Genomic DNA, 26,243 nt, shown 5'->3' with positions numbered 1-26,243 from the left:
CGCAATTAAAATCGCGACAAAGCTGCTGCTGTTTGTATTAAGACTTAAAGCAAAGTTTATTTTGGTTGCCAGTGGTACACATAAATAGGTGTTTGGTAGAACCCTTTAAGCTTAATCACTTTAGTTGGTTTATATAAAAGCAAAGCTAAAGTGTTACTCACAATGGTGATGTTTTTAAGCACGTTTTGTTTTAACTTTTCTTCAAGCGCTACCATAGCGCCTGGAAACAAGTAACACACTAGCGTAGACAGTACGAAATCAGCATTTTTGAAGTCTTTGCAATAGAGAGTAAGGTTATTTAAACACTAACTATATTTAGTAAGCACTAAAGTTAACACTCCCCACCCCAAACCTAAATAAATCAATGCACCTTTTTCAACCATAATGACTCGCTAAAATATAAGAAGAAACTATTAAAATGAGCATTTAAATAACATGATCTTCCTCTAAATTTGCTGTTCAATACTTGTTCGACTATTACTATATTATAGGAACTACATTTACTTGCGGGATGCTTGATGGACCTTAAAAAAGTAAATAAAAAATCTAATTCACCTAGTTCAAATGTAAATATGGACGAAGCCTTTTTAACTCAACTAGTTAGTTGTTTACCCATGGGGGCAATGGTAGTCAATACCGATGCTCAGATCCTTTTTGCCAATAGTCAACTATCTGAAATACTGGGCTATGAGGACTCAGAACTAATAGGGATGAATATAGATAGTTTACTTCCAGCGCAATTTAAAGCGAACCATACCCACTTGATGAGTCAGTTTTTTGCTAACCCTCGAAAACGATTAATGGGTGAAGGCCGTGAGTTATTTGCGAGTCAAAAAAATGGTAAGCAAATCCCAATCGAAATAGGTTTAAACCCGATACACGGACAACAAGAGTTAGTTTTAGCCACACTGGTTGATATATCGCAAAGGCTGCGCGCTAACAATATGTTTCAACGCTCTATTCAAGCTGCACCTCATGGTGTGTTAATAGTAGACCAAGCGGGCATTATTCAAGCGGTTAATCAATCGTTATGTAAATCTTTTGGCTACAGTGAAATAGAATTACTCGATAAAAAAATGGAAATGCTATTACCGCATCGCTATCAAGGGCACCATTCAGCACTTCGCCATTCATTTCATCGTGAACCCAGTGTCAGAAGTATGGGAGTAGGCAGAGATTTAACCGCCTTACACAAAGACGGAAAAGAATTCCCAGTTGAAGTGGGCCTGAGTCCTTTTATAAACACCAATGACGAAGACATGGTATTTGTGTCGTTGTTAGATATAACAGAACGAAAACGAATGGAAACCGAGTTAAAAGAAAATAACACAAGTTTGAAGGAGTTTACCTATGTAGCTTCTCATGATTTACGCTCTCCATTGCGGGGGATTTCAAACTTAATTGAATGGATAAAAGAAGATTTAGGCACTACCACGCCTGAAGTAGAATATAACTTAACACGTATTGATGATCGTATTCATAAAATGGAGACGTTAATAGATAATTTATTGGCCTATGCAAGAGCAGGCAAAGCCACTCTAGATACTCAAGTAATCGATATGCATAAGTTAATTTCTAACGTTACCGAACTATTGGATTTACCGGCTGGAATGAAGCTTCATAAAGACATTCAATTAGATACCATCGTCACTGCATGGACGCCACTTGAAACCGTGGTCCGCAATTTATTAAGTAACGCTATTAAACACCACGACAATAAAGAGGGAACTATAGAGATTCGTTGTGTAGCAGAAAATACGCTTTGCCATATCACTGTGACTGATGATGGCCCCGGTATACCACCAGAGGCTTACGAGCGTATTTTTAGTTTATTTCAAACAACCTCTGATGATAAATCGGGTTCAGGTATTGGGCTGTCTATTAGTCGGCGTTTGGCACAAGCTCATGGTGGGCGCATTTCAGTAAGCTCAAATGAACCGCAAAAAGGGTCTACATTTCATGTGTGGTGGCCTCGCTTTGCAAGGAAAGAAAATTTATGATCAAAAATCTATCTATACTGCTTGTTGAGGACGACGATGTTGCCGCGGAAGCCGTTACAAGAAGTCTAAAAAAAGTGGATCCTAAAATTAAAATAATTTGGAAACAAAACGGAAAGCTGGCACTAGATGCGTTACGAGAAAAAGCGCAACAAAAAGAAATATCAGAGCCCTACTTAGTATTGCTAGACCTGAATATGCCAGTGATGAATGGCTTTGAATTTTTAGAGCATATTCGTAAAGATGAAAAATTAAACGATACCGTTGTATTTATACTCACGACCTCCAATGAGGATAACGATCGTACTCGCGCGTACCATAATAACGTAGCAGGTTACATGGTTAAACATGCAATTGGCCCGCAGTTTGCCAAATTAGCGACACTTATGGATGCTTATATACATGCCGTTGAGCTTGAATAAGCCATTTTGCAAGAGATATGGATATGATAACTTCAATAGATAATTTTGAAACCTGCGACAGTATTAAACTACTCATTGTTGATGACGATGCGGTTGATAGAGAACAAATACGCCGTATGATATCTCGCTCTAATATACAGGCTAAAATTTCAGAAGCATCTTCTATTGAAAGCTCTATGTCTTACCTTGAGCATAGGGAATTTGATTGCGTCATAGTTGATTACCGATTAGGTATCGGATCGGGGCTTACTCTGCTGGATAATATTAGAAAGTCTGTAAATAACCACTGTGCTGTGATTATGATCACGGGCTTAGGGGATGAAAAAATAGCAGCAGAAGCTATGCGCCTAGGGGCAAGCGATTATTTACTTAAAAATCAATTAAAAAGCGATCAGTTGATACACTCTATATCTAGTTCCATTCAACGCGCAAGCTTAGAAAAAAAACTTCATAACATGGCACATTACGATAGCCTAACAGGCTTAGCAAGCCGCCCAATTTTAATTGATCAACTTCAACAGGCCATTACATCTCAGCAAAAGCTCGCCGTTGCCTATTTAGATTTAGATAACTTTAAACCCATTAATGACAAATATGGTCATGAAACCGGTGATTTCGTGTTGAAAACCATTGCCCAAAGGCTACAAAACACATTACGCAAGGAAGATACACTCGCGCGTATTGGTGGAGATGAGTTTATCCTTTTATTAAGAGGGGCTGCGCACACAATACAAGAATATGAGATTCTGTTACAAGACGTGCTGATTGAGGTAAACGATCCGATAAAATTAGCAGAGTTTTCGTGCTCCGTTCAAATTTCAGTCAGCATCGGCGTTGCACTTCCCAGTGATGATGGCTTAACTTGTGATGACATTTTACGAAGGGCCGATCAAACTATGTACCAAGCAAAAAGATCAGGAACAAACCGGATTCTGTTTTTTGATCCAGAGGAAGAAAGCCTAAGGCATGCAAGACATGATTTGTTATTGGCTGCTGAAAAAGGCATTGCTCGTAAAGAGTTTATTCTACATTATCAACCAAAGGTAAATTTAATGGATCACCAGTTGATTGGCGTTGAAGCCTTAATACGCTGGAATCACCCTACTTTGGGTTTACTTTACCCTGGTCACTTTTCAGAGGCATTAGAGCACCCACACATTGGTATATTAATTGGTGAATGGGTACTTGCTGAGGCCTTAAAACAACATAAAATTTGGACTAGAAATCATCTTTCTATGAGTGTAAATATCTCTCCAGCTCATTTACTTAGTGAGGGCTTTGTTGAAAACCTCAGAGAGTTACTCATCAGCACTAATAATATAAAACCAAAAACCCTCGAATTAGAAATTTTAGAGAGCACCACCATTGGAAACGTTGACCAAGCAGTCGACGTTCTCAATGGCTGTAGAAATTTAGGTGTAAGTATTGCGTTAGACGACTTTGGTACAGGTTACGCCTCTTTGAGTTACTTAAAAAAATTACCTTTAGATACATTAAAAATAGATCAAAGCTTTGTTAAAAAGCTCCTATCAGACCATGAAGACAAGTCCATAGTTACGTGTATCGTGGCGCTAAGTAAAGCATTTGGGTTTAACCTAATAGCAGAGGGGATCGAGTCGCAAGAGCTCGAAAAAGTACTTATAGATATGGGTTGCTATCATGGGCAAGGCTATTATATTGCCAAACCAATGTCTGCAGATAACATGAACTTATGGATAAAAAATATGACATCAACTAAACACTGACCCTAAATAATATCCCTCTATTTGGATTGCCAATGATATACATAAATTGGCGTTTGGTAAAAATCTTTAAGCTTGATAACGTTAGTTGGTTTAAATGAAGGTAAAGCGAAAGTGTTACTCACAATAGTGATTTTATTTTTAACTTTGTCATGCTTTAACTTATCTTCAAGCGCTACCATACCACCAGGAAACAAGTAACATACCAAAGTAGACGCAGAGCTAAGATCGGCATTTTTGAAGTCTTTACGATAGAGGGTAAGATTACCTAAACCCAAACTATATTTAAAAAGCACTGAAACCATCCAAGGAAACCACGATAACTCATAGCCAATAACCTGTTTATTAGGCTGATTTTTGGCAACCGCTATAACGAGCGTCCCCCAACCTGAACCCAAATCAATTAATGCGCCTTTTTCATCCATGCTTATTGCATTAAGCATAGTTTGGCGCGCTTTGCTTGAGCTCATCATCGGTGAAATTCCCGTTTTTAGCGTGCTCCAAATAATAGATAAAGCTATTAGAAGAACTAAAAAGAAAAGTCCGATAGCAATAAAGTCCATACTAACTAACACCTGATAACGGTTGAATATTGATGATTTCACCTGAGCTATTTCGCTTTTACATAATAAAACTAGTGAAACCATTACATAGCGTGCCATTTGTGTAAATTTATTTTATATTTAACACCTGTTTAAAATAAACCACAAAAAAAGCGCCATTTGGCGCTTTTTAGATTAGTAGCAAGGAATTAATGCTTACGCCCTACGCCGTTGCGCACCATGTCTTGGCCGCTTTGGAAAATCTCTTCGGTAATTTCGCGTGCTAATAAAAGTTGTTGCTTGTCATCAAACACGGCTACAAAACGGCTGCCATCGGCATTATTGGTCGCCATACCCACGCCTGCTACGCCGGTTAAACCTAGGCCGCCGTTTTCAACTTGCAGTAAAAAACTTTCAAGTTCAGCGAGTGTATCGATTGCAGTTAGTTTGTTTTCCATTATGGTTACTCTGTGTTGCTCGCCATAGCGAGTCTGTAAATAATATGCAGTTATTTTACAGATCATAGTGGCAAACTTAAACCATCAAACATTAACCTTTATGCATTCCACGAATAGGGTAATTATTATCAGGGTTTTTAATCCAAGTTATACCTCGCAATAAAGTAGACAGATCTGGTCTTACAAATGGATTATTTGAGATATCAACAACTTGTACTGTACCGTGTTCATTCACTACATACACAGCAGGCTCAGCAAATAAATGGTCTGTTTCTTGAGCGTTGCGAGGTTGAGAAACATACAGCCCTAACGCATTCATTTGTTCAGGCTTTAATTCAAACGCAATGGGGTAACTCACTGATAACTTCTCTTTATGTGTTAACAACTGCGCTTCGCTGTCGGCCGATACAGCAATTAAAGAAACTCCAATGTCTTGTAATGACTGTTTAATTTCTTCTAACTGATTTAGATACTGCGTACACATAGGACAATGCTGGCCACGATACACAACCACCATTTGCCAAGCAGCGTCTTGCTGGACACGCCCTAACTCTACTTCGTTACTATTTAGTACAGGGCAATTAATCTTTGGGAAACGACTCCCCGGAAGAAGTTTATTTGTATACTGTGATGCATTAGTCATTGTGTTTCCTCTCAAAAGTGTGTACTTATATGTGCTTTAAAGCGCGCTAAGTCAGTATCTATATCGGCGTTTTTCATAACATCAAAACAAGCAATGGTAGGCATTGCTGTCATACCAAAAAACTTAAAGTTCATATGCATTGGGAACATTAAGTCGTCAATACTTTTACCATTAAAAAATTCTTCTGAATTGTTAAATGACTCCTCTGGTGCGTTAAATGTGAGTGACATCATATATTTAGTATCTTTAAGTGTGCCACCTGTGCCATAACCGCTTTTTGGGTCGTCCTGGTGACGACCATCGCCATTACACATGGCGCCACCCATACCGGCTGTATACACCTCGTCCATATATCTTTTAAACGAAAATGGCACGCCCATCCAGTTAATAGGTGATTGCAGTAAGACAACGTCAGCCCATTGATGAAGTGCTAATTGTGCCTCTACATCAATACTATCTGTCATAGTTACGGTTTTAACTTCATGGCCTTTTTCTATCAGTATCGATGATGCTACATCAACTAGGGTGGCATTTAATTTGCCCTCTGAAAAAGAATAATATTGGTGTGCATTTATAATGAGTACCTTGCTCATGTGATCTCTCCAAAAAATAGTACAAAAATTGGTCTTTACTTTAATGTGGTATATAATAGTTACCTGAAGAATAGATTCAATTAGTATACTTTTAGTAACCACCCTATTTTAGAGGTTAAATTTTGGAAAGCTCTATAGAAACAGATAGTAAGGGAAGAAAAAAAGTTTTAAATGCCTGCTTAGAGCCTTGTGCTATTGAAAAAGGAATGCGCTTAATTGGCGGGAAGTGGACAAGTTCTATTATTTATCACTTAAAAGATGAACCTGTTCGCTTTAATGATCTAACTCGAATGTTAGGTGGAGCGAGCAAAAAAATGATAGATCAACGTTTAAAAGAGTTAGAGGCCAATAAGATGGTTTTAAGGACGGTGATCAGCACTAGACCTATTGCTGTCACCTACGAGCTCACTGAGTTTGGGCGCTCTGCACTAGGAATTCTTCACGATCTTAGGGTTTGGTCTGAGTCTAATATTTTAGACTAATTACAAAATAAAAACCCCGCAGATGCGGGGTTTTATGTATTAGCTTTGCTTCATTGTGCCTTGTTGCTCAAGGCGGGTATGCCAGCTGAATGCCTCTTCTAAAATATGAGGCGTATGACCGCCACGAACACATGCACGCTCGTAGTAGTCAAGCATGGCGTTGCGATAATCTGGATGTACACAGTGCTTAATGACTTCAATTGCACGTTCGCGTGGCGCTAAACCGCGTAAATCAGCAAGGCCTTGCTCGGTTACTAAAATATCAACATCGTGCTCGGTATGATCAACATGGCTTACCATAGGCACAACACTTGAAATAGCGCCACCTTTGGCAATTGATTTAGTTACAAACACCGATACATGCGCATTACGTGCAAAGTCGCCTGAACCACCAATACCGTTCATCATTTTAGTACCACATACATGAGTTGAGTTAACGTTGCCATATATATCAAACTCAAGTGCCGTGTTAATTGCAATAATACCTAAACGACGCACAATTTCAGGGTGGTTCGACATTTCTTGTGGACGAAGTATTAGCTTATCACGATACTTTTCAAGGTTATTAAATACTTGTGCGTTACAACGTTCTGATAAAATAATTGAACACCCTGATGCAAAATTAAGTTTACCCGCATCAATTAAATCAAAGGTAGAATCTTGTAGTACCTCTGAATACATAGTGAGGTCTTTAAAATCAGAGTCTAATAAACCCATCATTACTGCGTTGGCAATGTTACCAATACCGGCTTGTAATGGGCCTAGGTTTTCAGGCATACGCTGTTGTGCTACTTCTTCTTTAAAAAAGTTAACTAAGTGACGTGCAATAGAGGCTGTGTCTGCATCTGGGTCGGTAACAGTTGAAAATGAGTCACTTTGATTGGTAAATACAATACCCACAATTTTAGCCGGATCAATTGGAATTGCAGTACTACCAATGCGGTCATCTACTTTCACTAGCGGCACTGGCGTACGTGTAGGACGATAAGATGGAATATAAATGTCGTGCAGCCCTTCAAGCTCTGGCTGGTGTAACATATTAATTTCTACAATTACCTGTTTGGCAAAAATAGCAAAGCTGGCTGAATTGCCCACTGACGTTGTAGGTACTATGTGGCCTTCTTCGGTAATAGCAACGGCTTCAATGACCGCTACATCAGGCATCGTTAACTGATGATTACGTAACTGTTCAACGGTTTCAGATAAATGCTGGTCAATAAACATGACCTCACCGTTGTTAATCGCTTTACGTAATGTGCTGTCTACTTGAAATGGCATACGACGCGCTAACGCACCTGATTCAGTTAGTAGCTTATCTAAGTCATTTCCTAATGACGCGCCCGTCATTAGGTTAATTTTCATTGGGTTTTCACGCACTCGCTCTGCAAGCGCACGTGGTACAGCTTTCGCTTCACCGGCACGAGTAAAACCACTCATACCCACGGTCATGCCGTCTTTAATAAATAAACTGGCCTGCTCTGCAGACATCACTTTGTTGTGTAAGTCGCTACGACGAATTCGTTCTAATTGCATTTGGAACCCCTTAAACCCCATTTTTATTTGGCGCTATTCTAAGTATTTCCTTATGCTTCGTAAGCTAGACCTAAGTCTCATTTACGCATTGTTGATATAAAAACATCGCGAAGCGTTTTAATTTTGTACACTTTATTACTTAACTTATTGGTGATAATAAGGTTAAAATACTAAAAAACGCATACAACTATTTAACTCACTGAGTTTAGAAATAAACAAAACCAATTAAAATCAATAGCTTAAAATTTCAATCAGGAAGGTTGAAATTTTTAATTGTATAAAAATTTAGCCGCGCTATGCGGAGCTTACAAAATAATAAACTGTTCATTCATTGGGCAGTAACCTTGTGAGGAATAGAATCCACAATTTAGGTATTAAGGAAAATACATGGATTTGTCTGACGAAGAAATTAACTTTTTATCTGGCTTATTTGAACCTAGTCAAAGTAGTGCATTAATCAATGAAACAAAGTTAACAGTACAAGCATCAATACCAGATGGTATTGCGCATTTACTTGGTCAAGCTAAATTAACCTTATTAGCAGAAGTAGCCCACTACCAACTATGGTTCCCACTTCAATTTAAAACCGATGAATTAGGCCATTTCAGTACTGTATTAGAAGCCCCCGAAGTAATTGACACTAAAGGTATTCAGCGCAGCTGGCGGTTGAGCGAATTAAATATCCAAAGCCAAGGTTTTTGCATTGAATCTATATCTAGCACAGGGATATTTTTAAAACCCACATCAGTACACAGTGAACTTGATGAGTTGCAGAATATGCAATTTATTTTACCCAACGAAGCGGCGATATCATTAGATATAGAACCGGTTAGGCAGAGTAAGTGTGGCATAGCAGCAAAAATTAAACACATTCACCATGGTAAAGAGCAGCTAAGAGCGTATTTATTTGAAGTTCATAAACGTCAATTTTCAAGCCTATACCAGCTAGAGCACAAACAACAAAAATTAGAATTATCAAACTAAAAAAGCCACACAATGTGGCTTTTTTAACTTATTTTATCGAGTGACTTTTACTTCAAGCGTTTGGCCACATCAGCTACACGTTCGCCGTATAAACGAGCCGTTTCTAAATCGCCTGATGGAATTGCAGATTCATCTGCATCAGTAGGTGATTGCACTAATACACCAACTGAACCGCCTAAGTTATTGATATCTTGACGAGTTGATTCCAATTTATTGGCTGGTGGTAACCCCAGACTTACCCAAATTCCACCATGTTGCGAAGCCAACGTTTGCATACTAATTAGGGTGACTTGTTTGTCGCCATTTAGGCTGCCGCTATTGGTAAACCCGCCAAATACTTTGTCTTTCCACCCCATGGTAAACCAAACTTTAGAGGTAGCATCAACAAACTTTTTAAACTGCCAAGGATATGAGCCCATATAAGTAGGTGCGCCAAATATAATGGCATCTGCATTGTTTAATGCATCCCAATTGGTGTCTTTTATATCGCCATTCTCATCGATTGCAATAAGCTGAGCGTTTGCTCCATCAGCTACAAATTCAGCCACTTTTTTGGTATGGCCATATCCCGAAAAATAAATAACCGCTACTTTACTCATGAACCTTCCTTTTGTTGTGATTTAATAAACACGCTTGTAACTATAGTATGGCCGCTTAATCTAAAATCAACTAAGCAGCGTGTTTAATTAAATTAGCTTGCGTGGCATTAAATTAAAAGGTACTCACTGCAATTTCTAAATTACTCACCGCACAGCCATACTGCGCAGCACTAATACGATGATATGCCGACTCAGGCGTGGTAGATAGGCTAATAATAAACTCATCTTGCTGGCCAACAGCCGTTTGTTCTTGGCTAAGGCACATGGCTTGCGTTAAAGAGCGTAATTTGGCCTGCGTTAAAATGCTGCCAAAACGCTGAACTGGTAAAGGCGGTATTTTAATTGCTGGCAATGCTTGGCTAATACTGCGCTGACTTAAGGTAAAATCGTTATTTTTAATATCAATCACACTGCCCACAGGCCAGTAAGAGTAACTGTAGGTTTTAGTTTTAGTTTCAGCCTGAGCTTGCTCTGTTGATTTAACCATCACCACACCATTTTTACCAATTACGGTCATTAAATTGCCAGCTTCAGATTTAATCACCACTAAGGCTGTGGTTTCGTCTACACCAAAACCGAATGCGGGTTGAGCTTGATTTGCACTGAAGCTGTCGAGCAAAGTGCCTAGTCTTAATGTACGGTTTCGCTCGCTAAAGTGTGTATCGAGTACACCGTAACTAAATGTGCCTAAACCCCCAAAGCGGTTGTAAGTTAAACTATCGCTGTTTGAGCGTTCACTTGGGGCATCAATGGCTTGTGCGCCTTCTTTCAATGCCGACAAGCTAGTGCCATTGGTGATCATCACCACATTCCCGGCGTGGGCTTGCCCACCACTTTGCACCGCGGTACCTGCACTTGTTCCAACAATAACAGGGCGAGACTGTAATGCTTTTGTCCAAGGGTAAGGCTGGTTATTTTCATCAAATAATACTTTTCGGGTTAAGCTTTGATCGCCGCCATTAAACATCACACCGGTACTGTTTTTTATTAGCTCTACTAAAGCGTCGGTGCCTTTTTTACACAATTGATATTCAGCTTGTGTGCGATCAGGGTAAATATGTTCGCGTTGATATAGCCCCATTTCGGAGTGCCTAAGCGTGGTTAAATCATCACACTTGTTGGTGGTTATTGCTTTAGCAAGCGCAGGGGTTAATGCAAGCCATTGCGAATTTACATTAGGGAAGCTTAGTAATCCTTCATAAAAATCAGCAGATTCATAAGGGTCTCTGCTTGAGGCGGTAATGGCTAGCATACTCGGGTTAGTATCATTAACTTTTAAACTTCCCGATATAAACTGCAAAATCTCTGTCGCTGCCGATTCGCTATTAAGCGCAGTATTTACCTGCTCTTTTAGTCGCTTGTTGTCGCTTTTTATTTGAGCTACTTCAAGCATATCTATTACAAAATTGTATTCTTGATCCGATAAACTATTGAGCTGTTTGCTATCAATATCGCGCCACAACCATAACAGCTCTTTTTTCGATAACGTGGGCGATGATTTAGCCTGCATTGTTGCTAAATTTTTAATAGTATTGTTTTTAGCTTGGCTATTTTCACTAGGCCACTGTTGCTTTATTTGACTAATTTTAGTGTGAGAGAGCGCAAATACATTATGCGTTTTACCCGAAATTTGAGTATTTTTTTCACAGTTTTTAGGGCTTAAACTGGCACATGTTGTGAGAGCCCCCCCCACTAAAACAAGAGTTTGACTAGGCTCTTTTGCGTTTAACTGCAGCGAAAAAGCAATTAAAATTGAGTAAAAAGCGGTTATTGTTCGCGATTTAACTAGTCGCTTTTTTGGTAAATATATTCGTTCCATTATGTTACACTCATGTAAAAAATTATAAGAAATAACTTGCGAGAGCGTCTCTCACTTGCTATAAAAAAAAGGAACTTTAAAACGCGAGTAAGCTAGCACCCATTTGCTAGCTTTGTCAAAAACCTTTTTGGAACGAGAATTATGTTTAAAAAAGCAACATTGCTTACAACATATTTCTACTCACCACACTACCTTTCGGAGTGGTTTGACGAGTAGCCCACCACCTCACTAATTTCTGTGAGGGGCTCAGCGTGTCATTTCACCACTGCCCTGTCTAAAAAACCATAATAATTAAAGCTTTAAGAAATATTAAACCTATTTCTGCGCGCTTAAAAAGACAAAAGGTACTACAATGTTTCGTCAACTAACTATTGCGGCCACAGTAAGCGCTTTACTGAGCCCTGTCACTTGTGTGTATGCACAAGAAACTCAAACTGATACCAACATTGAACGAGTAGAAGTAACAGGATCTCGCTTAAAAGGCGTTGATCTGGAAGGCACTATTCCACTAACCGTGTTAGACCAAGATGCAATCAAACGCTCTGGTGCTAATACCATTCATGAATTACTCAAAGATTTATCTGTATTTAAAGGCGGAAGCGGTACGTTCTCAACCTCTGAAAGTGGTGGTACGTCTACCTCTACACCAGCAGGTCAATCAGCAGCGAGCTTACGAGGCATGGGACCTTCGGCAACGCTGACATTAATAAATGGGCGAAGAGTTGCGCCTAGTTCATTTGCTGCAGGTACTGAAAACTTTGTAGATGTCAATTCTATTCCTCTAGCGGCCATTGAACGTATTGATATTTTAGCCACCGGTGCATCAGCCGTTTATGGTGCCGATGCTGTAGCGGGTGTTATTAACTACATTTTAAAAGATGATTTTGAAGGCGCTGAAATCAATACTTCGTTTGCCGATAGCTTTGATCAACATGACGAAAGTAAAAAACAATTAAACTTAGTGTATGGTACAAAAATAGGCGAGAGTAACTTAACGGTATTTGCAGATATATATGACCGTAACGCTTTTAAAGCGACCGATCGTAATTACACGGCCTCTCCCTCTTTAGTGAATGGTTACTCCTATTTACCTAAGCTGGAGAACTCACCTAATATTTATTATTTCAGCAGCCGAGATGGTAACGAACTTCCATCACCAAACTGCAAAACCGAGTTAGTTACTACTGAACTTGATGAACAAATTTGTGCTTACTACCCTAATCAAGATGATTACCTAGAAACGCCATTTGAAAGCCTTTCAACCGGCTTTATGTTTAATAGTGAGCTTGGTGGTCTACAATGGCATACTGATTTTTTTTACAGTCAGACCAAGGCAAAAGCGTATTCATCCCCCTCACCTATTAACCAAATTAATGACGACGACGGCCCGTATGTTTTAGAAGACGCCTTATTTATTTACGATAATGCCGATGGTAGTAATGATTTATTAGATCAACTCTACATTGACCCATTTGATACCCAAAGTGGTCGAGAAGTGTATGGTTTTGCATTTGATGCGCGCTTTAATGCCCCAAGAACGGTGGAAGTAGAAACGAAAAACTTTCGCTTAGTAAGTAGCCTAAGTGGTGAAATTGGTGATTGGGGTTGGGAATCTGGTGTTACTCTTTCTCGCTCACGTTCAGAGCAAGAAGCGATTGCAGGGGTTTATAATCGCTACAAGTTCCATGGCGCGATTACGGGCGAGCTATGTTCAGACGGTACGCTGGCAAGTTATGACGGTACTGACTTAAATTGTGCATCTGGGGAGTTGCTACCTTTTTACAACCCTTTCCTTCAAGGCGACGCCGCTAATGATGCCGTTTTGGCAACAGCGCAAGCTCGCCCAACACGCAGTGGAGAAAGTACTGTTTACGGCTGGGATGCTAACTTTAATGGTGAACTATTTACCTTTAACGACCTACCAGCCTATGCCTCATTTGGGGTAGAAGCACGACGTGAAGAGCTAAGCGACATTCCTTCGCTTAATTCACAAGCTCAAGCAGACAAAGACTACCTTGTTGATGTATTTGGCTTTGGCTCTAGCTTATCAGAAGCCGATCGCACTCAATATGCCGCCTTTGCTGAATTAAGTATTTCACTGAGTGAGCAAATAGAGCTACAAGCAGCGGGTCGATACGATCATTACGATGATTTTGGTGGCACCTTTAATCCTAAAATAGGTTTGAGCTATCGCCCGACTGATTCGTTAGTTGTTCGTGGTTCATGGTCAACCTCGTTTAGAGCACCATCATTAACTCAAGCTGGCGTTAAATTAAGAACCACGCAATCTACTTTTGACTGTGGTGCCAACCAAGCTGTAGCCGATTTATACTGTATGGGTGATGGCACCCAAGTGAGTGTTAATTCGTTAGAGTTAGGTAACCCTAATCTAAATGCAGAAGAATCTGAGGCTATCAGTGTTGGCTTTGCATGGAGTCCCTCGGCTAATACTAATTTAACCATTGATTATTGGCAGTTTGATCATGAAGAAGTAATCGATACCAACATGACCGCTGTGTTAGATCGCGCCATAACCGATGCGTCACTTCGTCACTGTGGCATTGTACCACCGGGCGAGCAAGGCATATCGTACGATGAAGCATTATGTGATGTCACCGACAACAGTGGTTTAAACATAGAGCAAGACGGCGCTAATTTAACTGAGATTTTAAGCAGTTATATAGATGAATTTAACCCACGTGATGACGAGCTATTTTTACCGCTGTTTCGCGATCATGCAATCCCACTTGAAAACACTGGTACACAAACATTAGCTGGCATAGACTTTAAGTTTGACCATAGGTTTGTATTACCAAGCGGCGATTTAACCTTTGCCTTTGATGGCACTCATTACCTTGAGTTTGAACGTAATAAACCGGGGTCTGACTCGTTAGAGAAGTTGGTAGGAACTTATCGTTATCCTGAAAATATTGCGCGTATGTCAATAGATTGGGAAGCGCAAAATTACTACCTTAACTTAGGTGCAAACTACACCAGCAGCTACGAAGATGATATAGAAGGCCTGCGTGGTCGTGAAATTGATGAGCTAGATTCGCTCGGCGTATTAGACTCAAAAGGTGAGCACCAGGTTGATGACTGGCTCGTTTGGGATTTATCAGCGGGTTTTTATGTTAATAAATCGCTGACTTTGCGCGCGCGCATCAATAATATTTTTGATAAAGAGCCACCCACTCTTTATGGCTCAAGCCGTGGCTTTGATTCAATTAATCATAATGCCCTAGGTGCTAATTATAAATTAAGTATTAGCTACCGTTTTTAACCACTTAGCCGCAAAGCAAACGCTTTGCGGCCTTCCTTTTATTACTGGTCATGGCTACAGTGACACTGCCTATTAAGTGCTAAAGTACGTTTAAGCGTTTATTTACGCATCAACACAATGACCTTTTATTAAAGTGAAATTATGAAACAAAAACAATTTTCTATGCCAGATGCAAGCATCATTTTGCTGTGTGTGGCAGTGGTTGCCTATATGGCCACGGTATTTATTACCCCTGGGGTATTTAATGCAGAATCTGGTAGCCACACTGTGCAGCTTTCACAATATCAAGCCGTTAACGACCAACAATCACCACCTGTTTTTGCACAAGGTGGCGACATTGGTTTAGCAAATGTATTGTTTGAAGGCTTAGTGTCGGGTGATAAATATGGTGCAGCTATTGGCGTAATGGCGTTTATTTTAATCACTGGCGGTGCCTTTGGCATTATTATGAAAACCGGCGCGATTAATAACGGCATTATGGCACTTATTAATAAAACCAAGCGGGTTGAATGGCTGTTTATTCCCTTACTGTTTTTACTATTTTCGTTAGGCGGCGCGGTATTTGGGATGGGCGAAGAAGCTATTGCATTTTGTATTGTGCTGCTGCCTATTATGCAACAACTTGGCTACGACGCTAAAGTCACTGTACTTACAACTTATGTGGCTACGCAAATAGGCTTTGCTACCTCATGGATGAACCCTTTTAGCATTGCTATAGCGCAATCGATAGCTGAAATTCCAGTGTTTTCTGGTGCGGGCTTTCGTATGCTAGCTTGGGCTTGTTTTACGCTTGTAGGCCTTGTGTTTACTATGCGCTATGCAAAACGGATAAAAACACAATCCCAAAAAACGGGTGATCAGCCAACGATTAAACTCAGCCTAGCCGATGCACTCACATTATTAGTGTTTGTATTGGGCATAGCTTGGGTCGTATGGGGGGTGATGGCGCGCCAATATTATATTCCTGAGCTTGCTGCACAGTTTTTTTGTATTGGCCTTATCAGTGCAATAATTGCCATCGTGTTTAAAAAGCTAACCGCGAATGAGTGCGCGGATGCGTTTAAACACGGTGCACAAGAATTATTGCCAGCGGCGTTATTAGTCGCACTGGCTAAAGGCATTGTATTACTATTAGGGGGTAGTGATTTAACCACTCCCTCGACCCTCAACACCCTGCTTTATTACTGTGCAAGCAGCATAGCCAGTGTGCCAGATTACATTGCAGCTTGGGGAATGCTGGTGTTTCAAAGTGTATTTAACTTTTTTGTTTCATCGGGTTCAGGCCAAGCTGCCATCACTATGCCGCTGATGTCTCCACTTGGCGATTTGCTCAATGTATCAAGGCAAATTGTAGTATTGGCCTTTCAATTAGGTGATGGATTAACCAACATTTTAATTCCCACCTCAGCTAGTTTAATTGGTTGTTTAGGTGTGGTGAAATTAGATTGGGGAGAATGGGCTGCGTTTATTTGGCGCTTTGCTCTAGCACTTTTTGTATTAGCAAGCGGCTTTATATTTCTTGCTTACTTTATTAATTATCAATAAAAAGAATTTGTTATGTTAACTTTAATTCAAGGTGCAACCGTTTATGCACCTACCTACCTAGGCACACAAGATGTTTTAATTGGCGGTGGTAAAATCATTGCTATTGACGAAAATATAATCCTCGACAGCAGTGTACTCGTCAAACGAATTGACGGTAAAAATAAGCTTGTTACGCCGGGGTTTGTTGACTCGTTAGTGCATATTACCGGTGGCGGTGGCGAAGCTGGATTTGCCAGCCGCACCCCTGAAATGAACCTAACCGATGCAACCCTATCGGGCACTACCACAGTGGTGGGCGCACTGGGTACCGACTCAAGCTCACGTACGCTTACCAATTTGGTTGCCAAAGCAAAAGGCCTAAAAGAGCAAGGGCTGAATGTATTTTGCCATACCGGTTCGTATCATTTACCCGCTAAAACTCTTACTCACTCAATCACTGACGACATCATGTATATAGAGGAGTTTATAGGTGTTGGCGAAGTGGCTATTTCTGATCATCGCAGTAGCCAACCTACGGTCCAGCAATTAGCAGAATTGGCAGCCGAGGCCAAAGTAGCCGGTATGCTCAGTGGTAAAAAAGGCACCGTGAGTATTCATGTCGGCCCTGTCGATAGTCACTTGAGTATTTTGCATCAGGTGGCTCAGCAAAGTGATATTAAGCTTAAACAGTTTTATCCTACGCATATGAACCGCAATAAAGCACTTCTTGATGCCGGTGTTCACTTTTGTGATCAGGGCGGTACTATCGACTTTACCACCAGCACCACCGACTACGATTTAGCCCATGGTGAATATGCAGCAGCCCATGCCCTTGCCTACTGCTTAGAACAAGGCGTAGCACCAAATCAACTCACTATGAGCTCAGATGGCCATGCCAGTTTACCTATTTTTGATAAAGACTTTAATTTATTAGGGCTTGAGGTGGGCAAAGAGGCATCTTTATTAACCTCGTTTCAGCAAGCAGTCAAAGAATATAACGTCCCTATTGAGCACGCTTTAATGAGCATAACCAGTAATCCTGCCGATATTTTAGGAGTTGATAAAGGCCGTCTTAAAGCAACAAGCGACGCGGATGTTGTCCTCCTCGATAAAGAGACCCTAACCCCTGAGTATGTATGGGCTAACGGCACATTAATGGTGCAAAACACCCATGCAGTCATAAAAGGAGTGTTCGAGTAACACGCAATGCTGCTGAGAATGCTCAGCAGCATAAAATGCTAGATATTGAGTTATCCTAAGTGCCCACTTTCATAAATTGGGGTTACCCAATATTTTAACGGCGTGTACTTACAAACAGGACTTAGCGCCGTTTTTACTATGGCAAGTTCAGATAATAAAATATGCACCTCAAATTGATAAAAACTGCGATGCCCCTCTACTTGCTCGGCAATATCAAACTCGCTGTGCTCTTTGCTATAGCCTTGAATTTTTTTTAAGTTAAAGCCGGTTATACAGTCTATGCCTATTAATATATCAACTACGTCATCTTTTATATTTGTGGGTGCATTTAGGGTAAAAAGTAACTGTTCAGCCATGTTTCTTCTCCAACCAACCATAAAAGATAGGTAATAAATAAAGTGTTGTAATAGTGGAGGTAATTAACCCGCCAATAACTACAATAGCTAATGGCTTTTGTATTTCAGCCCCTGGACCTGTTGCAAACACCAGCGGCAATAAACCAAACATAGCGGTTGTCGCGGTCATTAATACAGGGCGTAGCCGCCTACTAGCACCATCTAAAATGCACTGCGTTACATTTGCAGCAAACATTTTAGTTTGTTCAAAATAGCTGATCATCACAATCGCATTAAGTACGGCTACCCCCAATAGGGCAACAAACCCTACCGATGCAGGCACCGATAAATATTCATTACTAATATACAAAGCAATCACCCCGCCCATCAGCGCAAACGGGATATTGGCAATAATCAGCATTGATTTAGATAGTGATTTAAAGGTAGTAAATAAAATAATAAATATTAATATTAACGCCACAGGAATGAGTACTAATAAATTTTGCGTTGCGCGTTGTTGACTTTCAAACTCGCCACCAAAAGATAAAGTAAATCCACTGGGTAACTTTATATTACTGCTAATTTTAACTTTAAGTTCATTCACGTAACTCACCACATCACGGTTATCTACGTTGACGCTAACTGAGGCAAAGCGCTTAGCCTTTTCGCGCTCTATTAACAATGGCCCTGTTTTAAAACCAATACTAGCAACGTCTTCAAGCGGCATTAAGCTATTATCTGGCATTAAAATAAGGCTACTTTTTAGCGCTTGAATAGAAGATAAATCCACTAATTGGTTTTTAGCTATGGCACTATTAAATACAATAGGAATAACACGGTTGCCCTCTTGCAGCGCAGACACCTGTAATCCTTCAAGCTGATACTTTAAATACTCACTTAATGTTTGCGTTGTTAAACCAAATTGACTCGCAACCTCAGGGTTGAGCTTAATATTAACGTATTTGCCCCCTTCAATAAGCGCCATTTGCACATCACTTGCCCCCTCAATACTACTTGCAAGCGCAGTGATTTGTTCTGCAACCGATGACAAGGTTGCAATGTCGTTACCAAACACTTTAATTGAAATATCGCCAGTGCCACCCGTTAGCATTTCTGATACACGCATTTGAATAGGTTGAGTAAAGCCAATATTAACACCTGGAAATTGCGCAAGCGTTTGGCGAATATGCTCTATTAGTTGCGCTTTTGTAGCAAAGCGCCATTGCTCTTTTGGTGCCAACTCCATAAACACATCGGTTTCGTTTAATCCCATAGGATCAAGCCCCAGTTCATCCGATCCAGTACGCGCGACAATTTGCACTATTTCAGGAGTGTTTTTTAATAGGGTGGCTTCAATTTGCTTGTCTATATCAAGGGAAGCCTGTAGTGAAATACTGGGAGATTTTTCAAGTTGAACAATAATGTCGCCTTCATCTAGCACTGGCATAAAGCTTTTACCAAGTCCCTGAAATAACACGCCACTGAGGAGCAGTACCATTATTGAAGTAACACTTATTAGCATTGGCTTTTTAATCGCCTCAGCAAGGGTTTTACTATAAAAGCCTTGTATCAAAGTCACCATTTTAGGCTGTTTTACGGGCTCATTTTTCAACAATAGCGAGGCTAAAATAGGAATAACTGTAAGCGATAACAATAGCGAACTTAACATAGCAAATACGATAGTGAGCGCTACAGGGGTAAATAATTTTCCTTCAAGCCCGGTGAGCATTAACAGTGGTGAAAATACAATAATAATAATGATAGTGCCTGAAAAAACCGGTGCAGCAACCTCTTTACAGGCGCGATAAATAACATGTAGCCTAGGTAAATGTTGATTATTAGCCAGCCGATTTAAAATATTTTCAACAATGACAACCGATGAATCCACCAGCATACCAATTGCTATCACTAAGCCCCCTAAGCTCATTAGATTGGCTGATAAATTAAATTGTTTCATCATAATGAAAGTTAACAGCGCCGACATAGGTAATGATAACGACACCACTAAAGAGGAGCGAATATCCCCTAAAAACAACGCCAATAATACAATTACTAAAATGATAGCTTGGCCTAATGCGCCGGTAATTGTGCTAATTGCGGTGTTAATAAGATTAGAACGATCGTAAAACACGTTTATGCTGGTACCTTGCGGCAGTGAGGCTTCGATTTGGCGCAGTTTACTTTTTACCTCTGTCACCACTTGCGCTGTGTTACTATTTTTAAGCGCAATAATTAGCCCTTGAACAGCTTCTTCGCTATTTTTAGTCACTGCTCCATAACGAGTTAAACTTCCGACATCAACATTGGCCACATCGCTTAAGCGGATCACTTTATTTTGTGTTGATTTAACGACTGTATTTCTGATGGCCTCTAAATCGCTATATTTACCCTCAGTACGCAAAATTAACGTATCGTTGCCTTTTTCTAAGCGCCCTATGCCACCATTTTGATTGGTTTGCACTATCGCCTCTCGCAGTTGTAAAAAGCTAACTTGATGCTGCTGCATTAATAAGTTGTTGGGGGCGATAGCAAACGTTTTTGCATACCCGCCTAAGCTATTTACATCGGCTACGCCACTCACGGTTCTTAGTAATGGCCGTATTTGCCAATCAAGTAACTCTCTTTTTTCAATCAGCGATAAGTTAGGGCTTTCTATGGTAAACATAAACACTTCAGACAGCGGCGTACTCATTGGTGCCATACCACCACTAATATTGGTAGGTAAGCTAGGTAAAATATTTAACAGCCGCTCGTTTACTTGCTGGCGCGCCCAGTAAATGTCAGTACCTTGTTTAAAGTCAATGGTAATATCGGTAATCGAATACTTGGTGGTAGAGCGCAGCATTTGCTGAGCAGGAATGCCCAGTAGTTCGGTTTCAATAATGCGCGTTACTTGGGATTCAATTTCAAGGGCGTTCATACCCGGTAATTTATAAACAATTTTTACTTGGGTAGGCGATATTTCAGGAAATGCATCCACCGGAATACTCAACCACGAGCGAGCCCCTATAACCATAGCAATAATGGCAAAAATACTAACAAACAATCGCTGCGTTAGTGAAAACTTAATAAGCAGGTTTAACATTTACTCTCTCCCTAAATGCAACAGCATTCCCTGCAATGCACTTACTGAGCTAATTAATACTTGTCGGTTATTTAAGGGGATATTGGCGCTAAAAATAAAATCTTGATTACGTGAACCAATTAACTGTACAGGCACAAACTCAAGGTGTTCGTCAGCTTTAATGGCAATATAATTGGTATTTTCAAACTCAAATAATGCCGATTTGGCAACGCTGTAACCCGTTATTTTTTTAACCGGAACCGCTTTAATACTCTGCCCAATGGTTAAGTTACATTGTGCAGAGCTTGGTGATGCCCAAATAGTTTGATGGTACTTATTAGCAATATTGTCTACGCTTTTAATTTTGAGTTGGCATTGATCAGAAACCCTAAAATAAGATACCCCTTTGCCCAAGCTAATAGGAACAGTAAACTTAACCTCAATACTATTAGGGTCAAGAATGTCGAATGCTCGTTCGCCTAACATACGATTTGCCGCTTGAGTAGGAAATTGTAATATCCCTGTTTTTGGGCTGATCAAGCTCACGTTTTCTTGCTCATCAACCTGCAAATAGCGCATTTGGTGATTTAAATGCTCAAAGCTCAGTTTAGCTGCATAGTAACTTTGCGTAATAGTGACCCACTCAGAGCTCCTAATAATTTTATTTTTAAGGTGCACCTTGTTTATATCATAATGGCTCTTAGCTACATTAAGCATGTCTTTTGCTGATTGATAAGTGTCTAAAAAGTGCTGAACATCACTGCCTTGAACAGTTGCCACAATAGCGCCTTTTTTTACATGACTACCGTTAGCGTACAAATAATTAATTTGCGCGACATCAAATGCAAACAATACCGTGTAATTTACACCCGGCTTATAACTCACTTTCCCCATTACACTTTGAGCGTTAATAAAATCGGTGGCGTGAATATTGGCAAACTGAGTATCAAATCCATTTAACTCGCTAGTAGGAATGGGAGCAAGCGTTTGCGCGGCTGACACACGGCTAATAGTTAAACAGGTCAGCACAGCAATAAATAATAACGCGTTAGAGTGTTGCACAAAATTACATCGTATTTTTGTATAATTTAACTGCATTTGGTTTGTCCGCATGTGATTAATTTTATAGAATAACCATGCCCTTTTTACGGGGTTATCGCATCAGGCATACGTCTTAACATGCCAATAAACCTTAATTTTTGTATCACAGTACATATGTCCATTGTAAATTTAACTTACTGATAATAGAGACTTTAATGAGAGATAAAATAATTGCAGCAACACTATTGATGATCATGGTGTTAAATTTTTTTGACGTGATCATGGATTTAAAATTAGGAGTGCCGCAGTGGCATATTTTTACTGAGAGTTTAATTGTGGTTATTTCTGGCTTAGGTGCTCTGTATTTAATTAAAGATATTAACGCACGAACCAAAAAAATTAATAACCTCAAGCGCGAGTTAAACAACTCTGTGACTCAGCTAAACAATATATCGCAGGAAATGAAAGACGCGCGCCATCAATATAGTGGTGTTATACAAACTCAATTTTCTCAGTGGACACTCACTCGTAGCGAGCAGGAAGTAGCTATGCTATTACTCAAAGGGCTTAGCTTTAAAGAAATTAGCGCGCTTAGAAGCACTAAAGAAAAAACAGTACGCCAACAAGCTTCAGATATATATAGTAAAGCGGATGTAGAGGGCAGACATGAGTTTGCCGCATGGTTTTTGGAAGACTTTATGCAACAAAGGCACTATCCGCATTCAAGCTCAGCCATTAACTAATGCAGTGACTAACGCATATACTTGCACGCTATTTTAGTCAGCATTAAAGTGGCAGCTAAATTTCGCCATTATGACTCAGGACTTTAAAGCTCAAGGCCATATTTTAGAAAATAGTAATTACGTTGTATTAGTAGTTAATTATATCGTTACAGAAACGATTATGTTTTTAATAAAAATGGGCCCAATTACAGCAAAGCCTCAATCTGATTTAGACTAATAATAACGCAGTTTTTAACAATACTCGTTTTTGAAAGTTACTTTTACCTATAAAAAAACGCCTTAGCTTAATAAACTAAGGCGTTTTTAGTGTTATACGCTTAAATTAAAAAGTATATTTTGCACCTAAAGATAGGCGGCGTCCTTTAACATCGAAAAATTCTCCATCGTCGTAAGTGAACGGGTTACGTGGTGGTTCACGGTCAAATATATTGTTAACACCAATACGTAACTGTAGCTCATCCATTAGATAAGTTTTGTACATGAAATCAAACGTAGTGTAAGACGGGATATCATTGTAGTTGTTGTCTTCAATGGTCCAGTCATTATCATTAACAGTTGCATGACGGTAGTTCATGGTTAGCACATACGCTGAGTCATCATGAGAATAAACGGCATTAAAACGTCCCTTCCAGCGAGGTGAAGCTGTTTCGCCTACATCAGTTCTAAAATCTTCAGCACGGCCTGTAGAGTTATTGTTGTCCTCTATTAGGTAAGTTGCTGTTAGTTTCAATGCTAAGTCACCAGAGAACAACTCAGTGCGGTATGCAGATTCAACATCTACGCCTTTTTTGTTAATAACAGCGGCATTTATAGGACGAGTAAAGAAGTTTTCAATTTCACCCGTTTCTTTATTACGCACAACGTTACTGCAGAAAGGGTTATCTAACGATGATGACTCATAACAAAGCTCAACACTGTTACGGCCAAAGTATTCAATAGCGCCTTCTACTTCGAATGACCAGTAATCAAGCGTTATATCTAGCCCTTCCACGAACTCAGGTGTATAAATTAAGCCAATGGTGTAATCGTTAGATGTTTCATTTTCAAGGTTTTGGTTACCTTGAATATAGCCTGGTAAGCTCCCACCTGAAAGCCATTCATCTGATGGCATCCAGCCTTCAGGAAGCCCTGCGGCTTGGCAGTTTTTGATTACATTATCTTTATATTTACTGCCTGATTCAGCGATAGAGTCAGCTCTACATACATCCGCGCGACCTGAGCTAAACGTTTTTGAGTTAGGCGTGAATAAATCCCCTAGGTTGGGAGCGCGTACTGATTTAGAACGGTTTAAGCGTATACGTAACTCATCAGTTACACCCCAGTTTAGGGCTAATTTCCAGGCATTATCTTCACCCGTTACCGAGTAATCCATGTAACGAAATGCTGTTTCAAGGGTTAAATCCGTTGTTAGGAAGGTTTCTTCTAATAATGGAATTGAAATTTCAGCTGAGAGCTCATTTACATCAATCTCACCATCCATTGGAAGGCTTGAATTACCAAAAATTAAGCCTTTTTGCATATTTTCAGACGGTGTAATAGTTGCTGACTCACGGCGGTGCTCAGCGGTAAATGCAGCTGCAACATAACCGGCAGGTAGCTCAAATAAGGCGCCATCTACAGTAACAGCAAACACGGCTTGATCGTGTTGTGCAAAGCGCGTTGCATCAGTCGCTATATAGTCTAACTGTGCTGGTGTTGCCGAAGTCGCGCCCATTGTGTTAAATGGTGTACAACCAGAGATAGCCCCAATAACTTCGCCGTCTGCATTACGCTTAGCACATACTACATTGCCTTGGTATTCAACGGCATCAATAGAGTTAGCCAAGTTTTGCGTTAATACTTCGCCAGTCCAAAGAGTATCTTGCTCGATGCGACCAAATTGTGCGTAAGCAGAGTAGCCCCAGTCATCACTTAATATACCTTCAGCGCCTATTGAAGTACGGAATACTTCACGCTCTTGGTTATATGCACGATCGCCCCATAAGTTTTCGTTAGCTTGGCGAAGTGTGACTGATGTCAGCCCATTGTCGTCCATTACTTTAGCCATATCGCTTTTTATAAATGCATTGTCGCGACGTATTGTATGGCGGAAGAAGGCTGGAGAGCTCTCTGTGGTTGCATCAGTTTTTGAATAAGTAAAGTCAAAAGTAAGTGCATGGTCGTCATTAAGTTCATAAGTACCATACGCTGAAGCAATCATACGCTCTAGTGGCGTTTGAAAGTACTCTTTATAGCCGTGGCCAAAAACACCATCGCCTTGATTTTGACCATCTTGGAAGTAGCCTGTAGCGTCTCGCCCAACTCCTGGGTTTGGAATACGACCTAAACCATAGTCAAACGGTTTTAGGTTACCATTTGCATCAAAAGTGTAGTGGTGATTGTCATAGCCGTTATCAACAAAGGCGTCTTTGGTAAAAAAGTCACCACCTTCTGAGTAGTAAGCAAGGCCAGTTGGTTGACCTAAAACAACACGTGAAGGGATACCGTCGTCACCACTTGTATTTGCAGGGTTTGCGAATGAGTTCACAGGGTTACGGTAAAAATCACGGCTCAGCTTGCCATAGCTTTTGTTTTCTGTGTAATTAAATGAAGCAATAAAAGAGAGTTTACCGCCTTCCATACCACCTGTAATTGAGAAGTTGTTTTGCTCGCCGCCACTTTGCTCTGGACGTACAGTAGAAACATCAAGTTCAATCCCATCCATTGATTTTTTAGTAATGATATTTACAACACCAGCTACAGCATCTGCACCGTAAACGGCTGCAGCACCACCTGTAGCAATCTCGATACGCTCAATCATTGTGGTAGGAATGTTGTTTAAATCAACTGCAGTGTCACCCACAGAACCAGGCACAAAGCGACGGCCATTAACAAGCACTAATGTACGCTCTGATCCCAAACCACGAAGATCGGTTGTGTTAAGACCTGACGCATAAATAGTGTTAGTCGTTGTTTCTGGTGATAGGCCAACCGTCGCTTGTGGCATTTCTGCAAGCAAATCATTAACGTTAGTAATACCTTGGTTTTCCATCTCAACGCCGCTGATCACAGTCACAGGCGTTGGCGAGGTTAGGTTAAAGCGCTTAATTTTTGAACCAGTCACTTGAATGCGTTCAACTGGTTTAGCATCTGCTGTTGACTGAGCGAATGCACTCGATGCGCCAATAGCACCTGTTACAAGTACTGTATTAACTGCTGCTGCGATAAGATTTATTTTTTTCAACATAACACCTTTCTTTTTA

20 protein-coding genes are annotated in these 26,243 nt (G+C 40.3%); 9 read left to right on the top strand and 11 right to left on the bottom strand.

Annotation, left to right across the window (positions count from 1 at the left end):
* Positions 1-518 precede the first annotated feature (518 nt).
* From AN392_RS14625 to AN392_RS14615, 3 genes are read left to right on the top strand one after another with little or no spacing between them, the layout of a single operon-like run.
* On the top strand, positions 519-2,000 hold the full coding sequence (locus AN392_RS14625; protein ID WP_055013133.1) for a PAS domain-containing sensor histidine kinase: 1,482 nt from the start codon (positions 519-521) through the stop codon (positions 1,998-2,000).
* Positions 1,997-2,419, top strand: coding sequence for a response regulator (locus tag AN392_RS14620; protein ID WP_010392817.1), 423 nt, complete (start codon positions 1,997-1,999; stop codon positions 2,417-2,419). Before AN392_RS14625 ends, AN392_RS14620 begins: the two co-directional genes overlap by 4 nt.
* A gap of 23 nt (positions 2,420-2,442) precedes the next feature.
* The gene (locus tag AN392_RS14615) at positions 2,443-4,164 is read left to right on the top strand and encodes a GGDEF domain-containing response regulator (RefSeq protein WP_235575599.1); all 1,722 of its coding nucleotides are present in this window, start codon (positions 2,443-2,445) and stop codon (positions 4,162-4,164) included.
* Between the two features lie 17 nt (positions 4,165-4,181).
* Here the strand turns inward: AN392_RS14615 and AN392_RS14610 are convergent, their stop codons facing one another.
* From AN392_RS14610 to AN392_RS14595, 4 genes are all read right to left on the bottom strand, one after another.
* Complete coding sequence (locus AN392_RS14610) at positions 4,182-4,766, bottom strand: methyltransferase (RefSeq protein ID WP_235575598.1); 585 nt, start codon at positions 4,764-4,766, stop codon at positions 4,182-4,184.
* Positions 4,767-4,912: 146 nt separating this feature from the next.
* Complete coding sequence (locus AN392_RS14605) at positions 4,913-5,161, bottom strand: hypothetical protein (RefSeq protein WP_008114111.1); 249 nt, start codon at positions 5,159-5,161, stop codon at positions 4,913-4,915.
* A 91-nt stretch (positions 5,162-5,252) separates the two neighbouring features.
* A complete protein-coding gene (locus AN392_RS14600; protein ID WP_010392826.1) occupies positions 5,253-5,804 on the bottom strand; it encodes a redoxin domain-containing protein in 552 nt (183 codons plus the stop codon).
* Positions 5,805-5,815: 11 nt separating this feature from the next.
* Complete coding sequence (locus tag AN392_RS14595) at positions 5,816-6,397, bottom strand: NAD(P)H-dependent oxidoreductase (RefSeq protein WP_055013131.1); 582 nt, start codon at positions 6,395-6,397, stop codon at positions 5,816-5,818.
* 122 nt (positions 6,398-6,519) lie between these two features.
* Between AN392_RS14595 and AN392_RS14590 the strand changes: the two genes are divergently transcribed.
* Positions 6,520-6,879, top strand: a complete 360-nt coding sequence (locus tag AN392_RS14590; RefSeq protein ID WP_010392830.1) for a helix-turn-helix domain-containing protein — start codon at positions 6,520-6,522, stop codon at positions 6,877-6,879.
* A gap of 39 nt (positions 6,880-6,918) precedes the next feature.
* On the opposite strand, the gene AN392_RS14585 is transcribed toward AN392_RS14590, so the two are convergent.
* Positions 6,919-8,412 carry an acetyl-CoA hydrolase/transferase family protein gene (locus tag AN392_RS14585; RefSeq protein WP_055013130.1) on the bottom strand — a complete coding sequence of 498 codons (1,494 nt, stop codon included), beginning with the start codon at positions 8,410-8,412 and terminating at the stop codon, positions 6,919-6,921.
* 387 nt (positions 8,413-8,799) lie between these two features.
* Here AN392_RS14585 and AN392_RS14580 point away from each other — a divergent pair, with 387 nt between their 5' ends.
* On the top strand, positions 8,800-9,396 hold the full coding sequence (locus tag AN392_RS14580; protein WP_054200650.1) for a hypothetical protein: 597 nt from the start codon (positions 8,800-8,802) through the stop codon (positions 9,394-9,396).
* Positions 9,397-9,443: 47 nt separating this feature from the next.
* Here AN392_RS14580 and AN392_RS14575 read toward each other — a convergent pair whose 3' ends face one another.
* The gene (locus AN392_RS14575) at positions 9,444-9,995 is read right to left on the bottom strand and encodes a flavodoxin family protein (protein ID WP_055013129.1); all 552 of its coding nucleotides are present in this window, start codon (positions 9,993-9,995) and stop codon (positions 9,444-9,446) included.
* Between the two features lie 112 nt (positions 9,996-10,107).
* Positions 10,108-11,814, bottom strand: coding sequence for a cyanophycinase (locus tag AN392_RS14570; protein ID WP_055013128.1), 1,707 nt, complete (start codon positions 11,812-11,814; stop codon positions 10,108-10,110).
* A 352-nt stretch (positions 11,815-12,166) separates the two neighbouring features.
* On the opposite strand from AN392_RS14570, the gene AN392_RS14565 reads away from it, so the two are divergent.
* From AN392_RS14565 to iadA, 3 genes are all read left to right on the top strand, one after another.
* The gene (locus AN392_RS14565; protein ID WP_055013127.1) at positions 12,167-15,094 is read left to right on the top strand and encodes a TonB-dependent receptor domain-containing protein; all 2,928 of its coding nucleotides are present in this window, start codon (positions 12,167-12,169) and stop codon (positions 15,092-15,094) included.
* A gap of 141 nt (positions 15,095-15,235) precedes the next feature.
* Positions 15,236-16,639 (top strand): putative basic amino acid antiporter YfcC, encoded by a 1,404-nt coding sequence (yfcC, locus tag AN392_RS14560; protein ID WP_055013126.1) that lies wholly within the window; start codon positions 15,236-15,238, stop codon positions 16,637-16,639.
* 12 nt (positions 16,640-16,651) lie between these two features.
* Positions 16,652-17,818 carry a beta-aspartyl-peptidase gene (gene iadA / locus AN392_RS14555; protein WP_055013125.1) on the top strand — a complete coding sequence of 389 codons (1,167 nt, stop codon included), beginning with the start codon at positions 16,652-16,654 and terminating at the stop codon, positions 17,816-17,818.
* 50 nt (positions 17,819-17,868) lie between these two features.
* Here the strand turns inward: iadA and AN392_RS14550 are convergent, their stop codons facing one another.
* The 3 genes from AN392_RS14550 to AN392_RS14540 are packed head-to-tail and all read right to left on the bottom strand — an operon-like array spanning position 17,869 to position 22,279.
* Complete coding sequence (locus AN392_RS14550) at positions 17,869-18,174, bottom strand: DUF3240 family protein (RefSeq protein ID WP_010392847.1); 306 nt, start codon at positions 18,172-18,174, stop codon at positions 17,869-17,871.
* Positions 18,167-21,238, bottom strand: coding sequence for an efflux RND transporter permease subunit (locus AN392_RS14545; RefSeq protein ID WP_055013124.1), 3,072 nt, complete (start codon positions 21,236-21,238; stop codon positions 18,167-18,169). Before AN392_RS14545 ends, AN392_RS14550 begins: the two co-directional genes overlap by 8 nt.
* Positions 21,239-22,279, bottom strand: a complete 1,041-nt coding sequence (locus AN392_RS14540; protein ID WP_235575597.1) for a hypothetical protein — start codon at positions 22,277-22,279, stop codon at positions 21,239-21,241. It lies immediately after the preceding gene.
* Between the two features lie 194 nt (positions 22,280-22,473).
* Between AN392_RS14540 and AN392_RS14535 the strand changes: the two genes are divergently transcribed.
* Positions 22,474-23,001, top strand: a complete 528-nt coding sequence (locus AN392_RS14535; protein ID WP_054200642.1) for a LuxR C-terminal-related transcriptional regulator — start codon at positions 22,474-22,476, stop codon at positions 22,999-23,001.
* A 322-nt stretch (positions 23,002-23,323) separates the two neighbouring features.
* On the opposite strand, the gene AN392_RS14530 is transcribed toward AN392_RS14535, so the two are convergent.
* Positions 23,324-26,227 (bottom strand): TonB-dependent siderophore receptor, encoded by a 2,904-nt coding sequence (locus AN392_RS14530; RefSeq protein ID WP_055013122.1) that lies wholly within the window; start codon positions 26,225-26,227, stop codon positions 23,324-23,326.
* Positions 26,228-26,243 lie beyond the last annotated feature (16 nt).

Origin of the sequence: Pseudoalteromonas sp. P1-16-1b (assembly GCF_001401785.1) — a bacterium.
GTDB lineage: Bacteria > Pseudomonadota > Gammaproteobacteria > Enterobacterales > Alteromonadaceae > Pseudoalteromonas > Pseudoalteromonas undina.
Note: the sequence above shows the minus strand (reverse complement) of the source record. Positions and strands in the feature narration are given on the sequence as shown.